We start from the raw sequence: 26,249 nt of genomic DNA on the forward strand, positions 1-26,249 counted from the left end.
ATGTGAATTGGATCACACCGCATCGCCGGCGCCGGTCTGCCGCCCAAACGGCGCCGCAAATCCGGCGGCGATCTTGACGAGGTCGGCCTGCCTGCCGGCGCCCGTCTTTTCGAACAGCCGGCTGAGATGCGTCTTCACCGTCGTCTCGGCGATACCGAGCTTGGCCGCAATGTCGGGAACCCCGCCGATCTCGACGATCGCCATCAGCACGCGCAATTCGGACGGCGTCAGCCTGAACGCCACTGCGATCGCATCGGGCACGAGCGATGACACCATCGTGGCCCTTTGAACGAAGAGCACGGTGGCAGCTCCGTCACGCGGCAGATGGCGCTCCCGCCTCAACGGAACGGCATGGAGCAGATAATGATGTCCGTCGGACGATGTCACGAGCTCGATCTGACGGCGACCGTTTGAATGAGTTCCTGCATCCGCGGAAAATTCGAACAGGCCGCGGAATATTTTGTCAGCCTGGGTGTTGCGGCCAACTATTCTGTCGCCGACCATTGCGAGGAGATTGGCGTCGACGAAGAGCTGACGGCACGACGCGTTGGCATGGACGACCCTCCCTTCTGCGTCGAGCAGGCAGATCGCCGTGCTCAGTCCGTCCAGGACATCGGCAAGATCGTCCACGGTATGCGAGCGCGCCCTGATCTGGCGACCCATGACCCGCGACCGCTGGATGTGAGGCGCGAGCAGGCGCATACGCTCGCGCATCGCGTCGTCGACGGTCCCGCGGGACCGGTGACGCAGCACCTGCAAGATCGTGGTGCGCGCGACCGTTTTCTCGAGCGTCACGGTTGCGAGGTCTATCGCTCCCTGCGGCTCCACCCACTCTCGGTAGAAGCTGGTCGCCTCGAAGTCGGACTGGGGCATGACGTCGGCCACGCCGACCGTCTGGCCGGCGGCGAAGTCGAGATGGCGGTCGAGCAAGGGATCAAGTTCGACATATCTGTCGCGATAGAGCTGGCGGAACCGAGTGTCCGTGCCAAAATGCTCGTGGATCTCGATCGAGAGCCTGGCTGCATCCCTGGACAGGATGGTCGCGCCACATCCACCGACGAAATTCGAAACCTGCTCCAAGGCGGCGCTCCGCAGCGCGGGATTGGCCGCTGCATCGTAGATCTCGCCGACGAGCGACGAGAACCGGTTTGCCTGGAGGATCGTCATCGGATGGACGATGGGGTCTGCGAGTTGCCCCGGTGGCGAGGGGGACGAGCGCGTCGGGAACTGAGGGAGGCAGGCCGGCCGATCGCCGCCTTGGACGGAGAAAAAATGCGACAGCGCAATGCTGGAATATCGAACATCATCCTTGCGTAACGTCAACCGCAGGATGCGGCTTGGACGTTTCCGCCAAAGACTAGGATTAATGCGAACAGCGACCGGACAGTGTGCGAAGAGTCACGCGCCCGCTCGCGGTTATCGCCTGCTGTCGCCTGCCCGCCTTGCGGACCGGCCTCTGCGACTTACTTCCGGTTCTCCTCGCAGAATTTCAGCGCGGCGAGCGCCTCGCCGGCGCGAGGGATCTGCATCTCGATGCTGTCCTCGTCATCGTCCTCGAAATCGAGCGTGAGACGCCTGGCCTTGGAGAGGCGATCCATGATCGCCTGGTCGAACTCGAAGATGCCGCGCACGGTGGTCTTGTCCATCACCTCCCACTTCGCCTTCTTCATGATATCGGCGTCATCGGTGGCGACGTCGGCCCGGAGGATCTCGCCGACCTTGTCCCACTCCCAGCCGTCGTAGATCATCACGATCACGATGGCCTTGTCGGAATAGGTGATGACGATGACGTAGTCGCGGTTCTCGTCCTCCTTGTCCTTGTAGCCGCGGCTCGCATTGCAGTGCGTATCCTGCGTACGCTTCTCGATGGTCCAGTCGCCGACCTTGGATTGTTGCGCCAGCGCGGGCCTTGAGCTCAAGGCGGCTGCGCTCAAGGCGCCTGCGAGCATTCCGGCGGCGAGAAGGAATCGTCTCATGTCGGCCTCCAGCGTGTTCCCGGGGCCGAGATGACCACCTCTGCCGACGACCCGCAAGGGCTTCAGGCCGCGGGCAAGGCCAGCGGCAGGCGGCTTGCGTCCTAGGCTCGCCGCGGCACGATCGCGATCGGGGTGAAGGTGTAAACCTCCTCGCCGTTCTGGTTGAACATCGTCCATTTCACCAGCGCGATACCCTGCGGCTTCGACTTCGACGGCGTCAGGCTCATCACTTCGCCGACCAGATGCAGGCGGTCATTGGGCCGCACCGGAATGGTCCAGCGCAGCCCGTCGACGCCCGCGCCGATCAGCGGATGCGGACCGAAGGGCCGGGTCTGGATCGCGAGGTTCATGGCAATCGCGGCGGTGTGCCATCCTGATGCAGCGAGCCCATTGAACAGGGTCCCCTTGGCGGCCTCGTGGTCGAGGTGCATCGGCTGCGGATCGAACTCGGCCGCGAAGCGCTTGATGTCGGCTTCGGTGACCTCGACCTCCGGCGATTTGAACCGCATCCCGATGCTGAGATCGTCGAACCACTCGACCTGCGCCATGATTTTGCCTCGCAAAGCAGGACCGCCCGCGAAGACGCGCGGCCCGAAGGAATTGAACTAAAAGCGCGATGTAGCGGGCCTGCCGCGCACAAACCAGCCCAGGGTTCCCCGCGAAACCCCTTTTCCGGTGCGACGAAACACGCCTGAAACAGATGGCCGGTTATCTGGTTGTCAAAATCATACAGGGACGGCCACCATGCAATTCCTTCTCAATCTGATCCTGGACTATTCCTGCTGCCAAAATCTCGTCGCCCAGCCGGCGCGGGAGGATGAGCTATGATCGAGCTGATCTCCGCCCTCCTCGCCCTTTGCAGCATCGGCGTCTTTGCGGCGCATGCGCTGGATGCCTATCGCACCACGCACTCCTGAGCGCCCTGCGCTAGAACGGCCGCCGGTAAAAATGCTCCGAATGCGTTGCCGGCGGAAACCTGTTGGCGAGCGCCAGCGCTGACTTTTCATCCGTCTCGAGCGCGATCTTCTGCGCGAGCATCACGTCGCCGGGCACGAGGAAGCCTGTCGGGACGAAGCACCATCCCATCGTTGCCATGCCGGCGTCGTCGATTTCGTGGACGTTGGCGGCCGTGCCGTAGTGGATGCGATACCTCTTGCCGGTATCGCAGCCGATCACATCGAAATACCGGTGCTGCTCGAACTGGGCGCGCTGCGCCGGTGACAGCCAATCGGCCAGAAGCCGACGGCCGCGCGCATCCGGCGTGTTCTCGCCGAAGAAGCGACGGTAGAGTTCGCGCAGCGCATGCAAACGAGCACGCGCTGGCGCGCGGAACCGGAGTGCCGCGAACATGGGCAGCTCAGATCAACCGCCGACCAAGCGGGGATAGAACAGCGTTTCCTGCGCGGTCGGGTCGAACGATTTGATACGGGTCACTTCGCCGGGCCCGGTACGGAAGGCGGCGGTGAAGCCGGCTCCGGTCAGCTCCCGAAAGCGCTGTTCGGCCCGCGCCAGCGCTTCGGCATTGCCAGGATCAAACTCGTGGCGTGTGTCGCCAGTCTGGTCCATCACGATCTGGGTTGCCATGTTGAGTCTCCTCATGCCCAGCCCTGAATCTGATCAAAGCAAACCTCATGCCGTCAGTTCCTGATAGCAACAACTTTCTCGCGCCGGCGCATCACGCCTTGCTGAGCAAGAGCGTTTTCGAGCGAAGTGGATGCCGGTTCGCGTCAAGAAAACGCGTCAAAACAAGCATCGAGAGCCCCGTTTGAAGCGGGGCTCTCGTCAGCGCGAGGCGGCCGTTCCGCCCTCGTCGATCTGTCGTCCCATCAACGCAATTGCCTTCTGATAGACGCCGGCCGCATTCCAGGCCTCGATCGCGGCGAAATTCGGCTCGCCCGGCTGGTAACCGGCTCCCGCACGCCAGCCATGGGCCTTCAGGAAATTCGCAGTCGAGTTCAACGCATTGGCGGCAACCTCGAGATTGCCGGTGCCATAGGCCAGGATGTTCTTGGGCATGAACTGGGTCTGGCCGACCTCGCCGTGCATGGAGCCGCGGGTCGCCCCCGACAGGGTGCCGCGGTCGATCAGCTTCAGTGCGGCATAGAGCTGGTCGGTGAAGAACTCGGGGCGACGGCAGTCATAAGCAAGGGTCGCGATCGACGACAGCATGTTCTGGTTGCCGCGCTGGCTGCCGAAGCCGGTCTCCATGCCCCAGATCGCGATCAGCGGCCCGGGCGGAACGCCGTAGCGCTGCTGGATCGAGGCGAACAGGGCCGCCTGCGACTGCTTGAGCTGGCGCCCCTTGGCGACGATGGTGGTGGCACCGCGCTTGGCGAGGAACTGGTCGAGCGACAGCGAGAAGCTGCGCTGGCCGCGGTCGGCTGCGATGGTCGCGCTGGCGTAGTTCGTCTGCATCAGGGCCGAGATCGCGGTCGGGCCGATGCCCTTGCCCTGCGCCTCTGCACCGAACTCACGCTTCCAGCCTTCGAACCCGGCCGGCGAGCTGCCGCATTGCGCGGCGTTGGCCGCAGGCAGAGAGAGAAGCAGCGCGGCCGCGCCGATCACCGCCGTCGCCACAATCCTGCCCTTGATCATTGCTCGTTCCTCTCCTTAGGGCGCGACCGGCTCGCGCACGCGCATGATCCTACGTCGGTTGCGATCGCTCAAGTCCCGACAGGACCAATCGATCCAAGCAAAGCTCTTGACACCGGCAAGTCGCGACGTCCGCAAATCACGCAGCCTCCGTTCCCAGCAGGAAATCCACCATGATGCTCTGGTGCTGCTGGTACATGTCGGTACCGGTCCCCGTGACACAGCCGATCTTGCGGGCCGCGGCGATGAAGGGGGAGACTTCGGGCCTGGTGATGACGCAGCCGCAATAGGCGGCTGGCGCAAGGCGCGCGACGTCGACCGGCAGCGGGTCGCCGTCCTTCATCCCGGCGGGCGTCGCATTGGCGACGAAGTCGAAGCCGGCGGGGTCCATGGTGCCGGTCCGCACCGGCGCTTTGCCGAGCCCATTGAGCCGGCCGATCAGCGCGTCGCGGCGCTCGGCCATGCTGTCGTGAATGGCGAGCTCGCCGACGCCGGCCTCGACCAGCGCGAGCGCGATCGCCGAGCCGGCGCCGCCGGCGCCGACCAGAAGGGCGCGCATGCCGCCGGGATCGATCCCCTTTGCCCGCGCTGCGCCGACGAAGCCGAGGCCATCCACCATATCGCCATGCCATGAGCCGTCGGCGCGCCGGCGCATCAGGTTCACGGTGCGCAGGAAGTGCGCCCGATCGGTCGCACTCGTGCAGGCCTGGTAGCAGGCAAATTTGTGCGGGATGGTCACGACGATGCCGTCGAGATTTTTCAGCCGCGCAGCCACCGAGAGGAAGTCGGGCAAATCTCCCGGGGCGACCTGAACGGGCACGAGAATGCCGTCGTGTCGCCGTGCGGCGAAGGCGGCTGACACGCCCGCGGGCGAGCGCACCTGCGCGATGGGATCACCGACGATGACGTGGAGCCGCGTGGCGCCTGACGGGGCCGGGATCATGCCGCTCACACCGGAACCGGGGCGCCGCCCGCCTCCGCGGCCGTCCCGTAGGTCAATTCCAGTCCATCCAGATTGCCCTCCTTGCGCCACTTGTCGAGCAGCCGCAGGAACGCCACCGGCCCGCGCCAATATTGGCTGTTTCTTGCCGCGATCGGATCGAACACGCCCTCGTTGTTGTAATAGCCGGGCGTGCATTCGGCCAAGTAAGTCTGACGGCCGAGCGCGGCTTTCACGACCTCCTCGACCCAGGCGTTCTCGGCAGCGAGCGTCGGCTCCAGCGTTCTGGCGCCGCGCTTGCGCGCCTGATCGATCACATAGGCGATGTGCTGCGACTGCTCGTCGATGATGTGCGGGAAGTTGGCGCTCTGGCCGGCCTGCACCGTGACGATCAGGAAGCAGTTCGGGAAGCCGCGGCTGTAGAAGCCGTGCATCGTCCTGACGCCGTCGCGCCAGCGCTCGGACAGGCTCATGCCGTCGCGGCCATAGACCTCGAAGCCCATGCGGCGGGCGTAATCGGTGCCGACCTCGAAGCCGCTGGCATAGATCAGGCAGTCGAGCTCATAGGCCTTGCCATCGACGATCACGGCATTCTCCGTGATGCGCTCGACGCCCTGCCCTTTGGTATCGACGAGATGCACGTTGGGGCGATTGAAGGTGTCAAGATATTCGTCGTGGAAGCACGGCCGCTTGCAGAACGCCTTGTACCAGGGCTTGAGCGCGGCCGCGGCCGCCTCGTCCTTCACCACGGCATCGACGCGCGCGCGGATCTCCTCCATCTTGCGGTAGTCGGCCTGCTCGATGACCTTCAACGCCTCCTCCAGCGAGGTCACCGGCTGTGGCTGGCGGCGCGGCGCGAGCAGGATCTCGCCAAGCAGGCCGGTCCAGCCATCCTGGACCAGATCCTGCTCGAACGGCTCGCCCGAGATCACGGCGGTGAAATTGTCCATGCGCTCGCGCTGCCAGCCGGGCCCGAGGCTCTGCGCCCAGCTCTGATCCGTCGGCCGGTCGTCGCGCACGCCGATCGCCGACGGCGTGCGCTGGAAGACATAGAGCTCCTTCGCCGAGCGGCCGAGATGCGGCACGCATTGCACGGCGGTGGCGCCGGTGCCGATGATGCCGACGCGCTTGTCGGCAAGGCCGGCGAGACCGCCTTCAGCCGTACCGCCGGTGTAGGCGTAGTCCCAGCGGCTGGTGTGAAAGCTGTGTCCCCCAAAACTCTCGATGCCGGGCATGCCCGGCAGCTTCGGCCGGCTCAGCGGGCCGCCGGCCAGAATGACGAACCGCGCGCGGATGCGATCGCCGCGATCGGTCTCGACCAGCCAGCGCGCCTCCCGCTCCTGCCATTCCATGCGCGAGATGACGGTCTGAAACAGCGCGCGCTCGTACAGGCCGAAGTGGCGGCCGATGCGGCGGGAGTGTTCGTAAATCTCCGGCGCCCGCGCATATTTGCGCACCGGCATATAGCCGGTCTCCTCCAGCAGCGGCAGATAGATGTAGCTCTCGGTATCGCAGGCCGCACCGGGGTAGCGATTCCAGTACCAGGTGCCGCCGAAGTCGGCGGCCTTTTCCACGATGCGAAAATCCGCGATGCCGGCCTCGCGCAGGCGCGCGCCGCAGAGCAGGCCGCCAAAGCCGCCGCCGACGATGAGCACTTCGGTCGCTTCGCTGACGGCCTCGCGCGCAAATCCGGGATCGGCCCAGGGATCATCGAGATAGCGGCCGAAATCGCCTGATACCTCGACATATTGCGCCTTGCCCTCGGCGCGCAGACGGCGATCGCGCTCGTCGCGATAGCGCGCGCGAAGTGCGGAAAGATCGACCGTAGGTGCGCCGGCTGCGCCGGTCTTGTGTCTTTCCGCTGACATCCATTTCCTCCACGACAGACGCTGCTTCGCCGGCAGCTCTCCTCACGTTAGCCTTGAAAAAGTGACGCATGCAATCACGTCTGCCGTTTTTTGCGTGAACGGCGCGTGACGTTCCGGTAACCTCGCGCGCAAATCACAAGCGCCATGCAACGACATGGCGATCCGGAGGAAATGATGCAGGGATTGATGATGGACATGCCGCTCCTGATCAGCGGCCTGATCCAGTACGCCGCCGACTATCACGGCGAGGCGGAGATCGTCGCGCGCGAGATCGAGGGCGACATCCATCGCTACACCTATGCGGACGCTCACCCACGCATCAAGCGCATGGCGTTGGCCTTGAAGCGTCTCGGCATGAAGCAAGGCGACCGCGTCGGCACGCTGGCCTGGAATACCCACCGCCATTTCGAGATGTTCTACGCCGCGCCGGGCATGGGCTATGTGCTGCACACCGTCAATCCGCGCCTGTTTCCCGATCAGCTCGTCTACATCATCAACCACGCCGAAGACCGCCTGCTGTTCGTCGACCGCGCCACGCTGCCGATCGTCGAGGCGATCGCGCCGCAATTGAAGACGATCGAAGCTTACGTCGTGATGTCCTCGCGCGAGCGGATGCCGGAGACGAAGCTTGTAAACGTCCATTGCTACGAGGAGCTTCTCGGACGAGAGAACGACGCCGGCTTCACCTGGCCGGAGTTCGACGAGAAATCCGCCTCTACCATCTGCTACACCTCGGGGACGACGGGAAATCCCAAGGGCGTGATCTATTCGCACCGCGCCGCGATCCTGCAGACCATGACCTGCTGCAATTTCGACTTCCTTCCGGGACACATCGAAGGGGTACGCGAGGTGATGATGCCGATGGCGCCGCTGTTCCACGGCAATGGCTGGAATATGCCGTTCACCGCGCCCTACACCGGCTCGAAGCTGGTGCTGCCCGGCCGCAACTATGAGCCCGACAAGCTGTATGAGCTGCTCGAAGGCGAGAAGGTGACGCTGTCGGCGGGGGTGCCGAGCTTCTGGCTGATCCTGCTCGACTGGCTCGGCCGCACCGGCAACAGATTCTCCACCCTGCGTGCAACGCTGTCGTCGGGCTCGGCCCCTCCGCGCGCCATGGTCGAGAAGCTGAAGCGCGACTACAACATCGACTACATCCAGGCCTGGGGCATGACCGAGGCTCTGGGCTGCTCGATGCCGGGCCTGCGTCCCGGCTCGGAGCACCTCAGCGACAAGGAGAAGTTCGACCGCCGACAGGTCTCGGGCCGGGCTTGTTTCGGCACCGCCTTGCGCATCGTCGACGACGGCGGCGTTGAACTGCCGCGCGACGGCAAGACCGTCGGCCACCTGCGCGCGCGTGGTCCCTGGGTCGCCTCGGGCTATATGAAGCTCGACGAAGGCCTCGACCACGACGGCTGGCTGATCACCGGCGACATGGCCGTGATCGACCCGCAGGGCCACGTCACGCTGACCGACCGCTCCAAGGACGTGATCAAGTCCGGCGGCGAGTGGATCTCCTCGATCCAGCTCGAGGACGTCGCCTTGTCTCATCCCGACGTGCTGCAAGCTGCCGTGGTCGCGATTGCGCATGAGAAGTGGCAGGAGCGTCCCCTGCTCCTCGTGGTTCGCAAGAAGGGCGCGACCGTCGACGGCAAGGCGCTGCTCGACCACATGCGCCCGAAGATCGCGAGCTGGTGGATGCCTGACGCCGTCGAGTTCCTGGACGAATTCCCGATGACCGGTACCGGAAAGGTGCTCAAATCGGCGTTGCGCGAGAAGTTCAGGGAATACCGCGTCGCTTGAAGCGGCACGCGATCACGCTGAAGTCCGCGCCGTCCATCGATCAAGGAGACGTAAGATGCTTTACCCGATGTCGCCCAAAGTCGTCGAGATCAAGCGCAAGCTCGAAAGCTTCATGGACCGGCACATCTATCCCAATGAGGAGCGGTTCTACCGCGAGGCCGAGGAGCTCGGGCCCTGGAAGGTCTATCCCGTCGTCGAAGAACTGAAGCCGCTCGCGCGCGCGGAAGGCCTCTGGAACCTGTTCCTGCCGGAATCGAGCCACGGCGCGGGCCTCACCAATCTCGAATATGCCCCGCTCTGCGAAGTGATGGGCAGCTCGCATCTTGCACCCGAAGTGTTCAACTGCTCGGCGCCCGACACCGGCAACATGGAGGTGCTGGAGCGCTACGGCACGAAAGAGGACAAGGAGCGCTGGCTGAAGCCGCTGCTCGCGGGTGAAATCCGCTCCTGCTTCGCCATGACCGAGCCTGCGGTCGCCTCGTCCGACGCGACCAACATCGAGAGCTCGATCGTGCGCGACGGCGACCATTACGTCATCAACGGGCGCAAATGGTACACCACCAACGCGACCGACCCGCGCTGCAAGATCTGCATCTTCATGGGCAAGACCGATCCTGACAATCCGGACCGCCACAAGCAGCAATCCATGATCCTGGTGCCGATGGATACATCAGGCATCGAGGTGAAGCGTCCTCTCCCCGTGTTCGGCTTCTACGGCGTGCCCGACCGCGCCTCCGAGGTCGTCTTCACCAATGTGCGGGTCCCGAAGGAGAACATGCTGCTCGGCGAAGGCCGCGGCTTCGAGATCGCGCAGGGGCGCCTCGGCCCCGGCCGCATCCACCACTGCATGCGCCTGATTGGCTTGTCTGAACGCACGCTGGAAAAGATGTGCCGCCGCGTGCGCAGCCGCGTCGCTTTCGGCAAGCCGGTCTCCGAGCAGACAGTGACGCAGGAGCGCATCGCGGAATCCCGCATCATGATCGAACAGGCCCGGCTGCTGACGCTCAACGCCGCCTACGCCATGGACACGGTCGGCAACAAGGTGGCGAAAAGCGAGATCGCGATGATCAAGGTCGCCGTGCCCAACATGGCCTGCCAGGTCATCGACTGGGCGATCCAGGCCCATGGCGGCGGCGGCACCTCGAACGATTTCGGCCTGACTCAGGCCTATGCCACCGCACGTTTGCTGCGCCTTGCTGACGGCCCGGACGAGGTACACAGGAACCAGATCGCACGGTTCGAGCTGAAGAAGTATTCAAATGCCTGAGGGGACGTTGGCCTCAGCAAGCATCGAAGCCAACGCATTGAGATCGGAGTCTAATCGAAGCTTGGCGGCTCATCGATGGATACCGGCACATTCTTCTGCTTCGTAATTGCTTCGAGCATTGCGTTGAAGATTATGATCGGCAGGTAAAACATAAGCATGATCGTATTCCTCCTGCTGTGACAACCTTGGCTCGCGGGGCCAAGTTCCTCAAATTGACACTCGCTGGCCGCGGAACATTCTCTTGGCTTACTTGACTACCGATGAAACCGGGTCTCAAAGAGTATCAGGAACGCATCGCGTCAATCGCATGAGCGATCAACACCATTGCGCTCGCAGCGATGATAAGCACAAGCAACCAACTCACGTCCGCCTCCAACGCTGGAAGTGAACGCGCTCATCCATGCACAGTCAAAAACCATCGGTCTGGAACCGCTATTCAGCGGCTCGCTGATGTTTCGCGGCAACAAGAGCATCCGCAGTCGGCCCTATCGGCAGAATGCCAAAAGGAGCAACGCGCCGACGACGCAGGCTGCTAGGACTAAAAACCAAACGCCCATACGCTCCCCCGACTCACACACGCGAATCAGGATTAGCCCTACGATTTGGCATTGAAACGCTTATTGCCGGCTTTTCCCCAAGCCAGGCGCGATCCATCTGCTCGCTGCGCTAGTCCAATACCTCCACCGTCGCGGAGCGACCGGCGACCAGCGACATGTTCTCCGGCACCGGATCGAGCGCGATGCGCACCGGGACACGCTGTGCCAGCCGCACCCAACTGAAGGTCGGGTTGACGTTGGCGAGCATGCTGGCTCCCTCCGCGCGGTCGCGGTCCTCGATGCCGGCGGCGATGCTCTCGACGCGGCCTGACAGCGTGACCTTCTCGCCCATCAGGCGGACCCGCACCTTGTCACCGGTGCGAATGCGCGCGAGCTTTGTCTCCTCGAAGTAGCCTTCCACATGCAGCGTGTCGGTATCGACCAGCGCCATCACGCCCTTCCCGGCCGTGACGTAGGCGCCGGGGCGCAGGTCCATGTTGGTGATCACACCGTTCACGGAGGCATGGACCTCGCTGCGGTCGAGGTTGAGCTGCGCCAACGCACGATCGGCCACGGCTTGATCGAAGGATGCCTTGGCCTGGAGCTGGGTGGCGAGAACCTGCTCCTGCTTCTGCTGCGACACCGCGTCGGTCGTCAGCGCGTTGTAACGCTTCAGATCGGCATTGGCCTGATCGAGCGTCGCCTGATGACCCGCAACCGACGCCTCGGCCTGGCGCAGCGCCAGCGCGAAACGTTCGCGGTCGATCCGGAACAGCACGTCGCCGCGGCGGACCTTCTGGTTGTCCTTGACCAGCACCTCGGTCACGAATCCGGACACGTCGGGCGCGACCTGGACCACGTCGGCGCGGACGCGGCCGTCGCGGGTCCAGGGCTGCTCCATGTAGTAGACCCAGAGCTCGCGGCCCACTGCGAGCGCGGCGACGACAACGATGAGGGTCAGCGCGAGGCGGCCGAGCCAGGCAAAATTGCCCTTCATGAAAGATACTCCGAGAGGTAGACGACGCCGCCGAGAAGGCAGACGAAGATCGAAAAATCGAACAGCGCACGTGCCAGACCAGCCGGTAGAGATCGAAGCGCTGCATGAGCCGGCGCAGAATCGCGCTGAGGACGTAAGCAACAATGATCCACAGCAGCAGCGACGGCACGAGCACGCCGTAGATGTCGATCACATATCTCATGCCGCAACACTTTCTGCGCGCGGCCGATAGGCCGGTGCATCCGGGAACAAGCCGCGCCTGATGCCGACGAGGCCGATCAGGGCGTCTTCGCGCGCGCTGTCATTGGGATCCTTCACCGCCTGGGCCAGCGCCCGGTCGACACTGGTCAGCAGCTCGGCCGGCATGCCGCTCCCGGCATAGCTGCGGCAGGCGATGGCGAGCCGGTCGAGCATGTCGTCGATGACGGAAATGGTGGACGCCGCAAGCCCGTAACGCGCGCGGCGCAGATCGATGATGTTGATCCCGATACGAAGCTGGACGAGGCTGTCGGTGTCGCGGCGATCGCTCTCCGACAGAAACGCGATACGCTGCACCAGAAGGCCGAGCCGGTGCAGCATGAGGCCTGCGAACTCCGCGCGGTCGCGCTTGCCGCGCCGCTCGGCGGCGACCGCGATCGACTTCCAGTTCGACAGCACCAGGCGATTGGCGATCCATTCCGCGCCGACGCCGCGCGCGATCCGCGTCACGATCTCGGCGACGACGATGCCGACGAAAAAGGCAACGGCGGAATTGGCGTAGGACGCAAAGTCCGCGCTGTAGGTCGACTGGATTGCAAGCAGGGTTGCAGTGTTGGCCGCGAGCGCCGTCCCGGTTCCCGCCGTAGCCGGACGGCCGATCAAGAAGCCGTAGAGCAGAAAGGTCGGCGCGAGTGCGACCACCAGGACCTCGATATGGGAGATCGCAGGGACCACCGCGAACAGATAGACCGCAACGACGACGATGGCGACCAGCGACCACCGGCCAAAACTGCGGATGAAGCGCGCGGGCTCGTCTTGCGCGGCGAAGAACGAACATGCGACCGCCGCCATCATCGGCGCCGACGCGCCGTCCGGCCAGCCGGTCCCGATCCAGAACGCGCAGCAGATCAGGATGGCCACGACCGCGCCGGCCGCCGACCACAATGCAAGGCCGCGGTCGCGGTGGCGGACGGGCGCGGCACCGGCCTCGGAATGAAAGGCCAAGTCGATCGTTGCAACATTGCGGCTCTCGGCAATCGCCTCGGTCAGCGCACGGCAATCGCGCGAGAGGTCGACCAGCTCGCGCAGCCGTAACAACAGGCTGGTGGTGATGATCCGTTCCCAGTCGGCGCCGTCATCGAGCACCGCCTGCTGCTCCGAGATCGCGGCCCGGATTCGCTCGGCCGGCTGGCGCGCGCCGACATCGCTCGCGATCCATTGCGCGAGATCCTCCAGGAGCCGTTTCAGCCCGGGTTGCCGCCGCAAGGCCTCCTCGCCGAGCGCCGCCAGCCGGTCCTCCAGCGAGGCGATCACCGGCAACAGCGTCAGCATGCGCAGCCTGATTTCACCGAGGCCGGTCACCGCATTGCGATCGGTCAACCGGTCATAGGCGAGATGGGTGGAGAGCGTGTCGATCTCGACGATGTCGGTCGCGAGCTTGAGGCGCTTGGCGCGATGCGTTTCGCTGGTGCCCTCGCGCAACAGCACGACCTGGCTGAGACGGCGCGCGTCCGCCAGCCAGGCGTCGACCCGGTGAGCGACAGCAGGCGCGACGCTGCGGGGAAATACGATGGTCGAGACCAGGCTGGCGCAGATGATACCCAGCGAGATCTCCTCAAGCCTTGCCACCGCAGTGTCAAAGATCGCGCCGGGCTCCGACACCGAGGGAAAGCCGATCAGCGCGACCGTGTATCCGGCCAGCATGAAGACGTAGCTGCGCGGCGTGCCGTCGAGCAGCGAAAGATAAAGACAGAGCCCGACCCAGAGCGCGATGGCGAGGCAGAGGAGTTCCGGCGCATCGATCAGGTTCGGCACCAGCGCGACCGTCATGGCCGCGCCGACCAGCGTGCCCATCACCCGGAAGAACGCCTTCGAGCTGGTCGCGCCCGCCAGCGGCTGCGAGGTGATGTAGACTGTCGCCATCGCCCAATAGGGCCGCGGCAGGTCCATGGCGAGCGCGATGACGAGCGCCAGCATCGACGCGGCGAACGTCTTCAAAGCGAAAACGAGGTCCGCGTGGCGGACCAGGAACGGCTCGTCTGCGCGCATGACTATTTCGACTCTGCAAACGTCCTGGCAAACATCTTGGCTTCATGCAGGCGACCGGCCCGCTGCTCGATGCGCTGGAGCGTCTCGAAGGTTATCGCAAGTTCATCCGCGCCGATATCCTTGAGCAGGCTTGCCCGCACCCTACGCAGCACGCGATTGGTCTCCTCGACCTTCGCCTCGCCCGCCTTCGTCAGATGTAGCGTTTTGGCACGCCGGTCGGTCGGGTCCTCGCGGCGCTCCACCAGGCCTTCGGCCTGGAGCAGGTCGATCAGACGCACCAGCGATGGCCCCTCGATGCCGAGCTCGTCGGCAAGCACGCCCTGACGCACGTTCTCACCCTGGCGCGACAGCAGCAGCAGCGGAATCGCGGTCGCATAGGACAGGCCGTGATCGGACAAGGCCTGATCGGACTCGCGCCGCCACATCCTGCCGAGGCGCGTGATGAGCCGGCCGATTTCGGCATGGATAAAGCCTTGCGAGGGTGCCATGCAAATTAGATAGGACGCGAACTATTAGCCTGCAACTATATAACCCGACGTAGCGCGATCGATCACGCAAATGCGAACGGGGACGACGCAGGATGGGACCGGGTTCCGCGATTGAGGCACGAGAGGCGATAGCGGGCGAGAGCGCGCTGACGCTCGTCCCGACCTTCGTCGTCGTAGCCGTGGATGCCACGGGAATGGGAATCATCCTGCCGCTGCTGCCGTTCTATTCGCAGCGGCTCGGCGCCACGCCCTTCCTGCTCGGTGCGCTGATCTCGGTCTATGCCGTCTGCCAGCTCGTTGCCGGCCCTGTGGTCGGCATGCTCTCGGACCGCTACGGTCGCAGAAAGGTCCTGCTGGTCAGCCAAATCGGGACGTTCATCGGATTTGTGCTGCTGGCATTGGCGGCCAACCTGACACTGGTGTTCCTGGCGCGCATCATCGACGGCCTGACATCAGGCAACATCTCGGTCGCTCACGCCTATGCCGCCGAGCACAGCGCGCCGGCAACGCGCAAGCAGGCGCTCGGCATGACCAGCGGCGCGATCGGAACCGGGCTGCTGCTCGGCCCCGCGCTGTCGAGCTTCCTCGTGCACTACGGCCAGACCGCGCCAGTCTGGGCTTCGGCGGCGCTCTCGCTGATCAGCATGTTCGCGACCATCGCCCTGCTCCCGCCCGATCATCCGGCCTCCGAGCCGCTCTACCAGCATCGCGTGCCTGAGCCGACGCTGACGCGCAGCCTGCTCGGCATGCGCTACGCCTGGCGGCTGCTCGGCCTGCTCATCGTCTTCTTCTTCGTCAATTCGATGTTCCTGTCGCAGATCGGCCTGTTCCTCTCGGCGCGGTTCTCCTGGGACGGGCATCCCTTCGGGGCACGCGAGCTCGGCTGGATGTTCGCCTATGCGGGCTTCATCAACATGATGGTCCAGGGACTGTTGATCGCGCGCGCGAACCTGATCGCGTCCGACCGCGCCATCGTGATGGCAGCGTTCGCCTGCATGGGCCTTGGATTTGTGGGGTTGGCGGCCGGCAACAATGTCAGCCTGCTCGCGATCTATCTGACGCTGATCATCGTGGGCACCATGTTCGCCCGCAGCACGCTGACCGCGGAATTGTCGCGCTCGACCGCGATCAACCGCCAGGGCATGATCATGGGTCTCAATCAGTCCCTGATGTCGGGCGCAAACATCAGCGCCCCGCTCTTGAGCGGCGCGCTGATCGGTCATCGGCTGTTCGCGACCTGGGCGCTGGCGATGGCTGCGATTGCAGCAATCGGCGCGGCGCTGGCCGGCCAGTTGCTGGATACGCCGCGGACGCGCTAACTTAGATCAAGCTGAGCTCGCAGTGCCCACCTCTCCCCAGCGGGGAGAGGTGAAAACCACCCTCGCCTCAGTTCACCACATAGACATCCGGATCGGCGCTCGAGCTCGGCTTCTTGTAGGCATTGCGCAGGGCCGGCGACATCGGGACGTTGTAGTTGAGGCCGTTCGGCGGCGTCGGCGATTCCAGCCACTTCCTGTAAAGCACCTCGATCTCCGGGCTTGCGTAGAGCTCTGCCGTGGCGCGATCGGCGAGTGCCTTGAACGGCGCGTCCTCCCGCCGCAGCATGATCCCGTAGGGCTCCGGCTTCGAGAACGTCTCTTCGCTGATCATGAACAGCGCCGGCTCCTTGGAGCGCGCAATCGCGACCGCGAGCTGGACGTCATCGAGCGCGTAGGCCTGGGCGCGGTCGGTCTCCAGCAGCAGGAAGGCCTCGGCCTGGTCCTTGGCCGGCATGATGTTGATGCCGAGATTGCGCTCGGTGTTGACCTTGGCGAGCTGGGTCAGGTTGACCGACCCCGCCACCGCCGTGACCGCCTTGCCCTTGAGGCCGTCGATGGTGCTGATCTTGGCGGCCTTCTTCGCAGCAAACCGCGTCGCGCTGAGGAAGTGCGTGTTGGTGAAGGCGACCTGCTTCTGGCGGTCGGCGTTGTTGGTGGTCGCCGAGCAATGCAGGTCGAGCGTGCCGTTGACCATCAGCGGGATGCGGTTCGACGACGTCACCGCGAGAGTCTCGACGGCGATGTCGGGCATGCCAAGCTGCTTCTTCACGGCGTCGACGATCTTCAGGCAGATGTCCATGGCAAAGCCGACCGGCTTCTGGTTTCCGTCCAGATAGCTGAAGGGAACGGACGCCTCCTGATAGCCGAGCGTGATCTTCTTCGTCTCCTTGACCTTCTGGAGCGTGCCCGACAGGTCTTCGGCTGAAGCTGCGCCCGCAAGACATGTCAGGGCCAGGATAACGGTGGGTAAGCGCATCGGCTGCTCCTCAAGGGGGTCGTCGACTCGTGTCGAGACGCGATCGCGGCGGTGATAGCCCAGACATGCGCCAGCCGCCAGACGAGGCCGCGTCTACCAGCTATCGCGACTTTCGATATGACGCGCGGCAGTTGTCTCCGGCGGAGCGGCTCGGCCCGGGCACCGAGATAGCCCTTACGCGTCGATGCTCCGTTGGACCAGGATGCGCTCCGCGCTGTCGTTCCAGACGTCCATTTTGGTGATCTTGCCGTTCCGCACCACGAAGCGATCGATGTAACGGTTGCCCTCGAACGGTGTACCGTCCTTCCACTCGCCGTAAAGCGTGCCGACGCTATAAACGATGGTTTCGCCATCGCCGGGGCAGACGTCGAATCGGTCCATCTTCTTCTTGACCCAGCGGTAGCGCTTGGCGTTGAAGCCTGTCGGGCCGCGCGGATGATCGAACTCGCGTCCGCCGGTGAAGGTAATCACCGTACCCGGCGCCATATAGGCTGCCGCAGCATCGGGATCAGGGATCATCGATGCCGTAAGATAGGCTTCCACAATCGCGGCATCGGACAACGGAGCGGTTTCGGCTCGTGCGGCAACGGACATGCTAATTCTCCCGGGTTTGCGGAATACTAACGCCACTCCGGCGAACTCCGTGCATATATTTTGAACATTTCCTTCGCTAGACTGCCGACAATCTGGAGCCGCCAATCTCGGCCGATTGCTCTAAATTCCGCCCGCAAGTGCCATGACCAGTCAGACCGCCTTCGACCTGATCTTCCGGAACGCGCTGTTGCGATCATCCGCCGCACCCGTCGATATCGGCGTGAAGAGCGGCCGCATCGCCGCGATCGAGCCAGGGCTGACCTGCGAGGCCGTCGAGGTCGATGTCGGCGGACACCTCGCTTTGCCCGGCTTCGTCGACACCCACATCCACCTCGACAAGGCCTGCCTGCTCGGCCGCTGCGGGCACAATCACGGCAGCGTCTCGGAGGCGATCCGTGCCGTTGCCGGGATGAAAAAGGACTTTACGGTCGAGGACGTCTATGCGCGCGGTGCCCGCGTGCTCGAGCGCGCGATCGTGCACGGCACGACGCGCATGCGCACGCATGTCGAGATCGACCCGCGTATCGGCTTGCGTGGCTTCGAAGCTGTCAAGGCGCTCAAGCGCGACTATGCTTGGGCGATCGACCTGTCGCTCTGCGTCTTTCCGCAGGAGGGCCTGACCAACGATCCCGGAGCTGAGGACCTGCTGATCCAGGCGCTGCGCGAAGGCGGCGAGGTCATCGGCGGCTGTCCCTATATGGACACCGACCCGAATGCTCACCTCGAGCGCATCTTCAATCTCGCGCAGGAATTCGACGTCGACGTCGATCTCCATCTCGATTTCGACCTCGACCCATCCTGGTGGCACCTCGACGAGGTGTGCCGGCAAACCGAGCGGCGCAACTACGGGGGACGCGTGGCGGTTGGTCATGCCACGAAACTCTCCGCGTTGCCGCCGGAGCCGCTGAAAGCTGCCACCGCGCAACTGGCGAAAGCCGGCGTTGCCGTCACCGTGCTGCCCGCGACCGATCTCTATTTGATGGGGCGCGAGGCCACCCACAACGCGCCGCGCGGACTGACGCTCGCCCACAAGCTCGCCGGAGACGGGGTGTTGTGCTCGGTCGCGACAAACAACGTGCTCAATCCGTTCACGCCGTTCGGCGACGCCTCGCTGCTGCGGATGGCGAATTTCTACGCCAACGTCGCCCACGCCTCGGTCAGCGACTTCGACATCTGCCTCGATCTCGTGACCGAACTGCCGGCACGGCTGATGAACCTCGGCGATTACGGCATCAAGGTCGGCAATCCCGCCGATCTCATCGTGCTCGACACGCAAGACAGCCGCTTCGCCATCGCCGAGCTTCCTGATGTCATGATGGGCTTCAAGGCTGGCCGGCAGACTTTTGCGCGGCAGCGGCCCACTCTGTTCAGCCCGGGACGCTGAGCAGCCCTCGCCTTGCCGTGCCTTGCGCCCGCCCCGCGGCCCGCGCAACACTCCGCAGATCATCCAACGGAGGAACCGGATGGCCTTCGACACACTCTTCCTCAACGCACGCTTCGACGGCGGCACCCGCCATCACATCGCGGTCAAGGACGGACGCATCGCCGCAATCACGTCCGTTGACCAGCCACCCGCCGGTGCCGAGACGATCGACCTCAAAGATGCCCTCGTCGTTCCCGGCTTCGTCGAAGGCCACATTCATCTCGACACCAGTTTCTATGGCGACGCCTGGCGGCCGCACAAGCCGTGCACCGACGGATTCAACGTGCACGAACGCGTCGCCTTCCAGGCGCAAAACATGGCCGAGGCCGCGCCGATGGACGTGCGGGCGCGCAACCAGCTCGATCTCTGCATCGGACACGGCACCACGCAGATGCGCAGCCACGTCATGGTCGACGGCTCGGTCGGCTTGAAATCGCTAGAGACGATCCTGCGCGTGCGCGAGGAATACAACGGCCTGATCGACATCCAGCTCGTCGCCTTTCCCCAGAGCGGCATCCTGTCGAGCCCGGGCACGGCGCAACTGCTCGACGAGGCCATCGGGCTTGGCGCCAACCTCGTCGGCGGGCTCGATCCCGCGAGCTTCGATCGCGACGTTGAAAAGCATCTCGACGTCGTGTTCGGCGTCGCCAATAAGCACGGCGTCGACATTGACATCCATCTGCACGACATGGGCACATTGGGCGCCTTCGAGATCGAGCAGATTGCGGCACGCACGCGCGCGCTCGGCATGGAGGGGCGCGTTGCAGTCAGCCACGCCTACGGGCTCGGCGACATCGCCGCGGATTACCTCAAGAAGGTCGCCGACATCCTCGCCCGCTCCGGCGTCGCGATCATGACCAACGCGCCGGGCGCGCGGCCGTTTCCGCCGATCCTCGCCTTGCGCAATGCCGGCGTGACCGTCTTCAGCGGCAACGACAACATCCGCGATTCCTGGTGGCCTTATGGCGACGGCGACATGCTGCGCCGGGCCACGACGCTCGGCTACCGTTCCGGCTTCAACATCGATGAGGAACTGCGCGCCGCATTCGACGTCGTCACCGCATCAGGCGCAAAGGCGCTCCGGCTCGAAGGCTATGGCCTGCGAATCGGCGCGAAGGCCGATTTCGTGGCGCTGAATGCAGAACACGTTCCCGAGGCCGTCGTCGCGGTGCCGCAAGGGCGCTCCGTCTACAAGGACGGCAGGCTCGTCGCCGCGAGCGGCAGGATAGTAGGGAAATCCGGCTGACGACCGGCCGCTTTCAGTTCGATGTTACCGCCAAGCTTTCCAGAATTCCGAATACGGTAGAATCCCGGATAGTAGATTCTCTCCGATTCCCGATAGGTGCGCGCATTGCAAGTCCCGCGGTGCCGGTCATAGTAGGGCCTGCACTGAAGTCTGCATTCAACGGGGAAGCATGGACATGTTCAGCGCATTCAGCAGCATCGACATTCATTCCGTTCGAGCGAGAACACCGAGCGAGGTCGCCGTGAAGCGGCTCGACGGCATCGGGCACGTCCTGTCGGACCTCGATCTCGCTGATGTCCAGACTCAGGATGACCTGACACGTGCGCTTATGGCGCTCGACACGGCCGACAAGTGCATTCGGGCGATCCGCGCAGAATTCCGGACTGAAGCTGCGAGTGATCGGCTGGTCCGCAAAGCCGAAAGCCTGATGGCATTGATCGAACGCACCCGCGACGAGCTCATGGGCGTTGGCGCGGCATAGTCCTGGGCTGGCGTCGCCCTACTTCGCGCGATTGATCTTCGCGAGGATCCGGTCGGCCTCGATGCGCCAGTCGGCGCTACGGGCAAACTCCCCGGTGCCCCTGGTGCCGAACAGCCCTTCATCGGCGAGATCGGCCACCCAGGCCTGCCGCTCGGCCGTGCCCTGCGCCGACCACGGCGTCAGTCCCGCTTCGCGTACCGTCTCGGCAACTTCGCGCACCTCCTCGGCACGCCGGCGGCCATGCCCGATCACGCGCTGGAAGAAATAGGCGCCCTGCGTCTCCCAATTGATGGCGGGAAACGTTTCTGCGAGCGAGGCCAGCACGGCATCCTCCACGCCATAGGCGCGCGCGGTGGTGAAGCTTTCGATGACCATGGCCTCGAGGCCCTTGATCATGATGCTGCGGCACATCTTCACCGCGGAGGACACGCCGAGCTTGTCGCTCGCGACCTTCGCCGCAAAGCCGATGGCGTTCAGCAGCGGCTCCAGCTCCCTGGCACCGGGGCCGCCGAGCAGCAGCGGCACCTTGATGCGATACGGCGGCACCGAAGTCATCACCGCACCCTCGACATAGCGCCCGGCAGCACCGTCGATCAGCACCGCGGCGCGCTGCTTGGCGCCGGGCGAGGCCGAGTTGAAATCGAGGAACCAGGTGCCCTGATTGATCGCGGCGGCGCAGGCCTTTGCGACAGGAACGGCCTGGCTTGCCGTGACCGCAGAGATGATGAAATCGGATTTCGCGGTCAGCTCGGCGTGAGACGCCGCAAGGCCAACGCCGAATTTCGCTGCATGCTGTTTCAGCGCAGTATCCTGCTCGCCCCCGAGCTTGATGTCATAGGCGGCAACCTTGATGTCCTGCTGGCGCAAATCCTCGGCCAATATCCGGCCGACCTCGCCATAGCCGACCAGCCCGATCTGCCATCGTCTCGGATCCGACATCAGTTCAATCCTCGTGTCGTCTCGTCGAACAGCTCCTCGACCGCATAGCGGCGCGGGATCAACGCCTGCTGGAATGCATAGTCGACGATCAATTCGAGCGGCTTCCTGTTGGCTTCGATCCCGAACGGGACGAGGTCCGGCGTTGCGGCGGGGCCCACCTGCTCCTTGCTCCGCTTGAGAAGATCATAGACGCCCGCGACCACATCAGGCCGCGATTTCGCAAGCTGTTCGGTCACGACCACGAGATGATTGATCGGCACGACGCCACGCCGCGCATACCATTTGGCGGCTTCCGCGGCGGGATCGGGGAAGAGCGGCTTCAGCTTGGGATCGTTGGAGGTCTCGCCGAGGACGGCATCCAGTCCGCCGTCGATCAGCATCTGCAGGATCTTCTTGTCCTTCGGCGCGCGCTCGGTGGTGTCGACATATTCGGCGACATGCGGATCCTCGAACGTCACCCAGCGAATGTTGTCGAGATCGACGCCGTAATCGTTGGCGAGGATGCCCCTGATCCAGGCGCCCGTCGTCGTCGTGAAGGAGCGGATGCCGACGCGCTTGCCTTCGAGATCGGAGGGCCCAAGCGTCCCATGCGAGGGGTTATACAGCGCATAGGAATGCTGGAAACGCCCGAGCATGGTCGCCGGCAGCAGCACCAGCGGCTTGCCGTGGGCCTTCGCCATCAGATAGGTGACGATCGCCATCTCGCAGACATCGAACGCCTGCTCACGCACCATCGGCTTGAACGCGGTGTTGGTCGGCGTGTACTCGATGAAGTCGAGGTCGAACAGGTCGGAGCGCAGCTCGCCGCCCTTCACCGCCTGCACATGGGGGTGACTTCCGAGCACGGCCTTCAGCTTGAGACGATCCATCCGCCCGCTCCGCTTCCATTATTTCGCTCAGACGTCCTCGGGATTGTCGACATAAACGAGACCGGCCTTCGCCAGCGCCTCGCGCATGCTGTACATGTCGAGACCGAGTTCGCCCGAAGCCAGCCGCTTGCGCTTGCCGCCTTCGTCCGCGTTGCGCTTGTTCGCCTTTTCGGCGACCTCGGCCGCATTGCGCTTCGGCACTACCACCACGCCGTCGTCATCGGCGACGATGATGTCGCCGGGATCGACGTTGACGCCGGCGCAGACTACGGGGACGTTGACCGAGCCGAGCGTAGCCTTGACCGTGCCCTTGGCCGAGACCGCGCGCGACCACACCGGAAACTTCATCTCGTGCAGCGCTTTGACGTCGCGGCAGCCGGCATCGATGATCAGCCCCTGCACGCCACGCGCCTGGAGCGAGGTCGCGAGCAGCTCCCCGAACATGCCATCGGTGTTGTCGGTGGTGCAGCCGACGACGAGGATGTCGCCTTTCCTGCACTGCTCGACCGCGACATGGATCATCCAGTTGTCGCCGGGCTGCGCCAGCACGGTGACGGCCGGGCCGGCAATCGACGCACCTGCCCAGACCGGCCGCAGATACGGCTTCATCAGGCCGATGCGGCCATAGGCCTCGTGCACGGTCGAGACGCCGTACTCTGCCATTCCGGCGGGATCGGCACGCTTGATGCTGCGAACGACGACGGACTTCATGCGAGCTCCTCCGCAACCGTCGGGAACAGACGCTGATAGGCCTCGCCATAGGTCATCGGCACGCCGGTGTTGCGGCTGCCCTGGATGCCGCGGTTGAGCGCAACGCGCTCGTAATAGCCCCAGAGATGCTTCTGTGCGGCCAGGATCTGGAACGCCTCGTACTTCTCCTTCCAGACCTCATCGATCTTGAGGAGCAGGTCCGGCTTGTAGTTGCACTGCTCCGGCTGGTGCGGCTCGAACAGGAACACCGGCGGAGCCGAATATTTGTACTGCGCGCCGGGCTTGTGGCCCATGGCCTGCGCGACCACGCGGGTCTCCTGCGCGAAATGCGCGGCGTTCGGATGGTCAAAATTATAGGGGTCTTCCAGCGCATGCGTCAGCACGAAGCTCGGATTGAGTTCGCGGTAGATGTCGACCATGCGGTCGAAATGCGCTTCCGTCAGCTTCAGCGGATAGTCGCCGCAGTCGAAGAATTCGATCTCGGCACCGAGCAGCTTGGCCGCCCGCTCCGCCTCGTCCTTGCGGCCGGCCTTGACCGATTCCAGCGTCGCGCCCTTCTCCTTCCAGGCGAACTGGCTCTCGCCGCGCTCGCCGAAGGACATGCAGACGATCTTCATGCGATAGCCCTTTTTCGCATGCAGCGCGATGGCGCCGCCGGCGCGCCAGACGAAATCGCCCGGATGGGCGGTGACGACGAGACCTGTTTTCATGGGACAAACTCCCCTCTTTCGTTCGTAGGCTTCATAGGCCGCCCGCCTCGTGCAGGCAGCCAATTCATCAGGCCGTGACGGCCGCTTGTTCCTCGCCGTCGAGCACGCGCCGCAGGCGCTCGCCGTCGAGCGCGCCTTCCCATTTGGCAATCGCGATGGTCGCAACCGCGTTCCCGATCAAATTGGTCGGCGTCAGCCCCTGCGACATCAGGCGGTGGATGCCGAGCACCAGCGCGACGCTCGTCACCGGAATGGTGCCGGTCGCCGACAGCGTCGCCGCCAGCACGACGAAGGCCGCGCCTGCAATGCCCGCCGCGCCCTTGGAGGTCACGAGCAGGATCAGCAGCAGCTCGACCTGCTCGGCGAGCCCGAACGGCGTGTTGGTCGCCTGCGCCAGGAACACCGAGGCCGCGGCGAGGTAAAGACAAGTGCCGTCGAGATTGAAGGAATAGCCGGTCGGGATGACGAGGCCAACCACGCTCTTCTCGCAGCCCGCCTTCTCCAGCTTGGTCAGCATCCGAGGCAGCACGGTCTCGGACGAGGTCGTGGCGATGCAGATCAGCAGCTCTTCCCAGATGTAACGGATCAGCTTGAGCAGCGAGAAGCCGCACAGCCGCGCCACGGGACCGAGCGCCACGATGATGAAGATGACGCAAGTGAGATAGAAGCCGCCCAGCAGCTTACCGAGCGAGGCCAGCGAGCCGACGCCGAACTTGCCGACCGTGAAGGCAATGGCGCCGAATGCCCCGATCGGCGCCGCCCACATCACGAAGCCGACGACGGCGAACACCATCTTGGCGGCGAGGTCGATCAGATGCACCAGCGGCGCGGCGCGCTCGCCGAGCTGCACCAATGCAAAGCCGCACAGAACGGAGATGAACAGCACCTGGAGGATGTTGCCCTCGGCAAACGCGCCAATGAACGTGGCGGGAACGATGTTCATCAGGAACGGCACGAAGCCGATGACGCTCGTCTGCTTGACATAAGGCTCGATCGCGCTGGCATTGATGCTGGCGGGATCGATGTTCATGCCGACGCCAGGCCTGAGCAGGTTCACCGCGACGAGCCCGATAATCAGCGCGATCGTGGTCATGATCTCGAAATAGACGATCGCCTTCACCGCGACGCGCCCGACGCGCGCCATGTCGGCCATATGGGCGATGCCGTGCACGACGGTGCAGAAGATGATCGGCGCGATCAGCATCCGGATCGCCTTGATGAAGGCATCCCCAAGCGGCTGCATCTTGGCACCCGCGTCGGGGCTTACGATCCCAAGCGCGATGCCGGCCGCCATGGCGATGAGCACCTGGATCCAGAGCTCCTTCCACCAGGCGCGGCCGCGCGGCTTGTCGATCGCCAGCGCCGTCATTGGTCGAACTCGAACAGGCGCGCGGGGTTGTCGACGAGGATCTTCTGCTGGAACTCCGGCTCCGGCGCGAACAGCGGGATCAAATCGACGAGGTCGCCGTCATTCGGCATCACCTTGACGTTGGGATGCGGCCAGTCCGTGCCCCAGATGACACGGTCAACCGCAGTCTCGACGATCTTGCGCGCAAACGGCACGGCGTCAGTGAAGGGCGGGCCGGCCGAGGACACACGCTCGGAGCCGCAGATCTTGACCCAGCATTTCTCGTCGCGCTGCATCAGCTCGATCAGAATCCTGAACGGAAGCTGGTCGAGCCCGTCCGACGCCTTCACCCGCCCCATATGGTCGACGGTGTAGCTCAGCGGCAGCTTCGTCAGCATGTCGGCATATTCAGGCAGGTCGATCGCGTCGAAATGCAGGTCGATGTGCCAGCCGAGCGGCGCGACCATCGCGATGATGCGGTCGAACACGCGCTTGTCGGGAACGCCGCCGAGATGGCGGACGAAATTGAAGCGGCAGCCGCGGAAGCCACCCTCGTGCAGCACGCGAAGTCCGCGTTCGGTGATGGTGTCGTCGATATTGGCGACCGCGCGGTAGGCACCATTGCTTTGCGCGATCGCATCGAGCGCGACCGTATTGTCGGTGCCATGGACGCTGGCATTGACGATGACCGCCCGCTCCACCCCGAGCTTGGCGTGCAGCGCCCGGAAGTCCTCCAGCGGCGCGTCCGGCGGCGTGTAGGAGCGGTCGGGCGCATACGGGTATTTCGCGCCGGGCCCGAAGATGTGGCAATGCGCGTCGCACGACAGCTTCGGCAGCTTGAACGCCGGCGTGCGCGTGTTCGGATCCGGCGGCGGAATGGTCGGCGTGTACATCATCGTCATCAGTCGAACCGCCGAGCGTG

General features: G+C 64.4%; 25 protein-coding genes and 1 pseudogene. 6 read left to right on the top strand and 20 right to left on the bottom strand.

What is annotated here, in order from left to right; all coding sequences use genetic code 11:
* Positions 1-12: 12 nt before the first annotated feature.
* The 8 genes from EI171_RS28400 to EI171_RS28435 all read right to left on the bottom strand — a co-directional run bounded on the left by EI171_RS28400 (position 13) and on the right by EI171_RS28435 (position 7,376).
* Positions 13-1,167 carry a LuxR C-terminal-related transcriptional regulator gene (locus tag EI171_RS28400; RefSeq protein ID WP_161535304.1) on the bottom strand — a complete coding sequence of 385 codons (1,155 nt, stop codon included), beginning with the start codon at positions 1,165-1,167 and terminating at the stop codon, positions 13-15.
* Between the two features lie 296 nt (positions 1,168-1,463).
* On the bottom strand, positions 1,464-1,976 hold the full coding sequence (locus EI171_RS28405) for a hypothetical protein (protein WP_011086643.1): 513 nt from the start codon (positions 1,974-1,976) through the stop codon (positions 1,464-1,466).
* Positions 1,977-2,077: 101 nt separating this feature from the next.
* On the bottom strand, positions 2,078-2,524 hold the full coding sequence (locus EI171_RS28410) for a MaoC family dehydratase (RefSeq protein ID WP_011086642.1): 447 nt from the start codon (positions 2,522-2,524) through the stop codon (positions 2,078-2,080).
* Between the two features lie 379 nt (positions 2,525-2,903).
* Positions 2,904-3,326, bottom strand: coding sequence for a hypothetical protein (locus EI171_RS28415; protein ID WP_011086641.1), 423 nt, complete (start codon positions 3,324-3,326; stop codon positions 2,904-2,906).
* Between the two features lie 12 nt (positions 3,327-3,338).
* Entirely contained in the window at positions 3,339-3,560 is a 222-nt protein-coding gene (locus tag EI171_RS28420) for a hypothetical protein (protein ID WP_008137329.1), read from the bottom strand.
* 198 nt (positions 3,561-3,758) lie between these two features.
* Complete coding sequence (locus EI171_RS28425) at positions 3,759-4,571, bottom strand: lytic transglycosylase domain-containing protein (protein WP_028170916.1); 813 nt, start codon at positions 4,569-4,571, stop codon at positions 3,759-3,761.
* 136 nt (positions 4,572-4,707) lie between these two features.
* A complete protein-coding gene (locus tag EI171_RS28430) occupies positions 4,708-5,511 on the bottom strand; it encodes a shikimate dehydrogenase (RefSeq protein WP_161535305.1) in 804 nt (267 codons plus the stop codon).
* A 5-nt stretch (positions 5,512-5,516) separates the two neighbouring features.
* Positions 5,517-7,376, bottom strand: a complete 1,860-nt coding sequence (locus EI171_RS28435; RefSeq protein ID WP_161535306.1) for an NAD(P)/FAD-dependent oxidoreductase — start codon at positions 7,374-7,376, stop codon at positions 5,517-5,519.
* A gap of 174 nt (positions 7,377-7,550) precedes the next feature.
* Here EI171_RS28435 and EI171_RS28440 point away from each other — a divergent pair, with 174 nt between their 5' ends.
* Positions 7,551-9,176: a long-chain fatty acid--CoA ligase gene (locus EI171_RS28440; RefSeq protein ID WP_161535307.1), complete on the top strand. Its 1,626-nt coding sequence runs from the start codon at positions 7,551-7,553 to the stop codon at positions 9,174-9,176.
* Positions 9,177-9,231: 55 nt separating this feature from the next.
* Entirely contained in the window at positions 9,232-10,443 is a 1,212-nt protein-coding gene (locus tag EI171_RS28445) for an acyl-CoA dehydrogenase family protein (RefSeq protein WP_161535308.1), read from the top strand.
* A 666-nt stretch (positions 10,444-11,109) separates the two neighbouring features.
* On the opposite strand, the gene EI171_RS28450 is transcribed toward EI171_RS28445, so the two are convergent.
* The 4 genes and pseudogenes from EI171_RS28450 to EI171_RS28465 all read right to left on the bottom strand — a co-directional run bounded on the left by EI171_RS28450 (position 11,110) and on the right by EI171_RS28465 (position 14,711).
* Positions 11,110-11,976 (bottom strand): HlyD family secretion protein, encoded by an 867-nt coding sequence (locus EI171_RS28450; protein ID WP_161535309.1) that lies wholly within the window; start codon positions 11,974-11,976, stop codon positions 11,110-11,112.
* A pseudogene (locus EI171_RS28455) lies at positions 11,973-12,178 on the bottom strand (DUF1656 domain-containing protein). The gene EI171_RS28450 and the pseudogene EI171_RS28455 overlap by 4 nt, the downstream one beginning before the upstream one ends.
* The gene (locus EI171_RS28460) at positions 12,175-14,223 is read right to left on the bottom strand and encodes an FUSC family protein (protein ID WP_161535310.1); all 2,049 of its coding nucleotides are present in this window, start codon (positions 14,221-14,223) and stop codon (positions 12,175-12,177) included. The pseudogene EI171_RS28455 and the gene EI171_RS28460 overlap by 4 nt, the downstream one beginning before the upstream one ends.
* A 2-nt stretch (positions 14,224-14,225) precedes the next feature.
* On the bottom strand, positions 14,226-14,711 hold the full coding sequence (locus EI171_RS28465; RefSeq protein ID WP_028170909.1) for a MarR family winged helix-turn-helix transcriptional regulator: 486 nt from the start codon (positions 14,709-14,711) through the stop codon (positions 14,226-14,228).
* A 92-nt stretch (positions 14,712-14,803) separates the two neighbouring features.
* On the opposite strand from EI171_RS28465, the gene EI171_RS28470 reads away from it, so the two are divergent.
* Positions 14,804-16,030, top strand: coding sequence for an MFS transporter (locus tag EI171_RS28470; RefSeq protein WP_161535311.1), 1,227 nt, complete (start codon positions 14,804-14,806; stop codon positions 16,028-16,030).
* A gap of 67 nt (positions 16,031-16,097) precedes the next feature.
* Here the strand turns inward: EI171_RS28470 and EI171_RS28475 are convergent, their stop codons facing one another.
* Both EI171_RS28475 and EI171_RS28480 read right to left on the bottom strand, forming a co-directional pair.
* Positions 16,098-17,006, bottom strand: coding sequence for an amino acid ABC transporter substrate-binding protein (locus EI171_RS28475; protein ID WP_161535312.1), 909 nt, complete (start codon positions 17,004-17,006; stop codon positions 16,098-16,100).
* A 174-nt stretch (positions 17,007-17,180) separates the two neighbouring features.
* Complete coding sequence (locus EI171_RS28480; RefSeq protein ID WP_028170906.1) at positions 17,181-17,600, bottom strand: nuclear transport factor 2 family protein; 420 nt, start codon at positions 17,598-17,600, stop codon at positions 17,181-17,183.
* A 142-nt stretch (positions 17,601-17,742) separates the two neighbouring features.
* Between EI171_RS28480 and EI171_RS28485 the strand changes: the two genes are divergently transcribed.
* The 3 genes from EI171_RS28485 (at position 17,743) to EI171_RS28495 (ending at position 20,750) form a co-directional block, all read left to right on the top strand.
* Positions 17,743-18,984 carry an amidohydrolase family protein gene (locus EI171_RS28485; protein WP_161535313.1) on the top strand — a complete coding sequence of 414 codons (1,242 nt, stop codon included), beginning with the start codon at positions 17,743-17,745 and terminating at the stop codon, positions 18,982-18,984.
* Between the two features lie 79 nt (positions 18,985-19,063).
* Positions 19,064-20,269, top strand: coding sequence for an amidohydrolase family protein (locus tag EI171_RS28490; protein ID WP_161535314.1), 1,206 nt, complete (start codon positions 19,064-19,066; stop codon positions 20,267-20,269).
* Between the two features lie 175 nt (positions 20,270-20,444).
* Entirely contained in the window at positions 20,445-20,750 is a 306-nt protein-coding gene (locus EI171_RS28495; RefSeq protein ID WP_060913046.1) for a hypothetical protein, read from the top strand.
* Positions 20,751-20,768: 18 nt separating this feature from the next.
* On the opposite strand, the gene EI171_RS28500 is transcribed toward EI171_RS28495, so the two are convergent.
* The 6 genes from EI171_RS28500 to EI171_RS28525 form a co-directional block, all read right to left on the bottom strand.
* A complete protein-coding gene (locus EI171_RS28500) occupies positions 20,769-21,692 on the bottom strand; it encodes an NAD(P)-dependent oxidoreductase (protein WP_161537086.1) in 924 nt (307 codons plus the stop codon).
* The gene (locus tag EI171_RS28505; RefSeq protein ID WP_161535315.1) at positions 21,689-22,558 is read right to left on the bottom strand and encodes an ABC transporter substrate-binding protein; all 870 of its coding nucleotides are present in this window, start codon (positions 22,556-22,558) and stop codon (positions 21,689-21,691) included. The genes EI171_RS28500 and EI171_RS28505 overlap by 4 nt, the downstream gene beginning before the upstream one ends.
* A 27-nt stretch (positions 22,559-22,585) precedes the next feature.
* Entirely contained in the window at positions 22,586-23,269 is a 684-nt protein-coding gene (locus EI171_RS28510) for a 4-carboxy-4-hydroxy-2-oxoadipate aldolase/oxaloacetate decarboxylase (RefSeq protein ID WP_161535316.1), read from the bottom strand.
* On the bottom strand, positions 23,266-23,979 hold the full coding sequence (locus EI171_RS28515) for a PIG-L deacetylase family protein (RefSeq protein ID WP_011086622.1): 714 nt from the start codon (positions 23,977-23,979) through the stop codon (positions 23,266-23,268). The genes EI171_RS28510 and EI171_RS28515 overlap by 4 nt, the downstream gene beginning before the upstream one ends.
* Before the next feature lie 67 nt (positions 23,980-24,046).
* On the bottom strand, positions 24,047-25,348 hold the full coding sequence (gene dctA, locus EI171_RS28520; protein WP_161535317.1) for a C4-dicarboxylate transporter DctA: 1,302 nt from the start codon (positions 25,346-25,348) through the stop codon (positions 24,047-24,049).
* Positions 25,345-26,229: an amidohydrolase gene (locus tag EI171_RS28525; RefSeq protein ID WP_161537087.1), complete on the bottom strand. Its 885-nt coding sequence runs from the start codon at positions 26,227-26,229 to the stop codon at positions 25,345-25,347. Before EI171_RS28525 ends, dctA begins: the two co-directional genes overlap by 4 nt.
* Between the last annotated feature and the right edge of the window lie 20 nt (positions 26,230-26,249).

Origin of the sequence: Bradyrhizobium sp. LCT2 (assembly GCF_009931255.1) — a bacterium.
Classification (GTDB): Bacteria; Pseudomonadota; Alphaproteobacteria; order Rhizobiales; family Xanthobacteraceae; genus Bradyrhizobium; species Bradyrhizobium diazoefficiens.

What these genes read in the sequence shown, in the direction of transcription:
- EI171_RS28470 (WP_161535311.1), top strand. Translation starts at nt 14,804, where the DNA reads ATGGGACCGGGTTCCGCGATTGAGGCACGAGAGGCGATAGCGGGCGAG.
- EI171_RS28480 (WP_028170906.1), bottom strand. Translation starts at nt 17,600, where the DNA reads ATGTCCGTTGCCGCACGAGCCGAAACCGCTCCGTTGTCCGATGCCGCG.
- EI171_RS28415 (WP_011086641.1), bottom strand. Translation starts at nt 3,326, where the DNA reads ATGTTCGCGGCACTCCGGTTCCGCGCGCCAGCGCGTGCTCGTTTGCAT.
- EI171_RS28475 (WP_161535312.1), bottom strand. Translation starts at nt 17,006, where the DNA reads ATGCGCTTACCCACCGTTATCCTGGCCCTGACATGTCTTGCGGGCGCA.
- EI171_RS28410 (WP_011086642.1), bottom strand. Translation starts at nt 2,524, where the DNA reads ATGGCGCAGGTCGAGTGGTTCGACGATCTCAGCATCGGGATGCGGTTC.
- EI171_RS28445 (WP_161535308.1), top strand. Translation starts at nt 9,232, where the DNA reads ATGCTTTACCCGATGTCGCCCAAAGTCGTCGAGATCAAGCGCAAGCTC.
- EI171_RS28490 (WP_161535314.1), top strand. Translation starts at nt 19,064, where the DNA reads ATGGCCTTCGACACACTCTTCCTCAACGCACGCTTCGACGGCGGCACC.
- EI171_RS28460 (WP_161535310.1), bottom strand. Translation starts at nt 14,223, where the DNA reads ATGCGCGCAGACGAGCCGTTCCTGGTCCGCCACGCGGACCTCGTTTTC.
- EI171_RS28505 (WP_161535315.1), bottom strand. Translation starts at nt 22,558, where the DNA reads ATGGATCGTCTCAAGCTGAAGGCCGTGCTCGGAAGTCACCCCCATGTG.
- EI171_RS28440 (WP_161535307.1), top strand. Translation starts at nt 7,551, where the DNA reads ATGCAGGGATTGATGATGGACATGCCGCTCCTGATCAGCGGCCTGATC.
- EI171_RS28400 (WP_161535304.1), bottom strand. Translation starts at nt 1,167, where the DNA reads ATGACGATCCTCCAGGCAAACCGGTTCTCGTCGCTCGTCGGCGAGATC.
- EI171_RS28495 (WP_060913046.1), top strand. Translation starts at nt 20,445, where the DNA reads ATGTTCAGCGCATTCAGCAGCATCGACATTCATTCCGTTCGAGCGAGA.
- EI171_RS28450 (WP_161535309.1), bottom strand. Translation starts at nt 11,976, where the DNA reads ATGAAGGGCAATTTTGCCTGGCTCGGCCGCCTCGCGCTGACCCTCATC.
- EI171_RS28485 (WP_161535313.1), top strand. Translation starts at nt 17,743, where the DNA reads ATGACCAGTCAGACCGCCTTCGACCTGATCTTCCGGAACGCGCTGTTG.
- EI171_RS28430 (WP_161535305.1), bottom strand. Translation starts at nt 5,511, where the DNA reads ATGATCCCGGCCCCGTCAGGCGCCACGCGGCTCCACGTCATCGTCGGT.
- EI171_RS28515 (WP_011086622.1), bottom strand. Translation starts at nt 23,979, where the DNA reads ATGAAAACAGGTCTCGTCGTCACCGCCCATCCGGGCGATTTCGTCTGG.
- EI171_RS28525 (WP_161537087.1), bottom strand. Translation starts at nt 26,229, where the DNA reads ATGACGATGATGTACACGCCGACCATTCCGCCGCCGGATCCGAACACG.
- EI171_RS28425 (WP_028170916.1), bottom strand. Translation starts at nt 4,571, where the DNA reads ATGATCAAGGGCAGGATTGTGGCGACGGCGGTGATCGGCGCGGCCGCG.
- EI171_RS28435 (WP_161535306.1), bottom strand. Translation starts at nt 7,376, where the DNA reads ATGTCAGCGGAAAGACACAAGACCGGCGCAGCCGGCGCACCTACGGTC.
- EI171_RS28465 (WP_028170909.1), bottom strand. Translation starts at nt 14,711, where the DNA reads ATGGCACCCTCGCAAGGCTTTATCCATGCCGAAATCGGCCGGCTCATC.
- EI171_RS28510 (WP_161535316.1), bottom strand. Translation starts at nt 23,269, where the DNA reads ATGAAGTCCGTCGTCGTTCGCAGCATCAAGCGTGCCGATCCCGCCGGA.
- EI171_RS28420 (WP_008137329.1), bottom strand. Translation starts at nt 3,560, where the DNA reads ATGGCAACCCAGATCGTGATGGACCAGACTGGCGACACACGCCACGAG.
- dctA (WP_161535317.1), bottom strand. Translation starts at nt 25,348, where the DNA reads ATGACGGCGCTGGCGATCGACAAGCCGCGCGGCCGCGCCTGGTGGAAG.
- EI171_RS28405 (WP_011086643.1), bottom strand. Translation starts at nt 1,976, where the DNA reads ATGAGACGATTCCTTCTCGCCGCCGGAATGCTCGCAGGCGCCTTGAGC.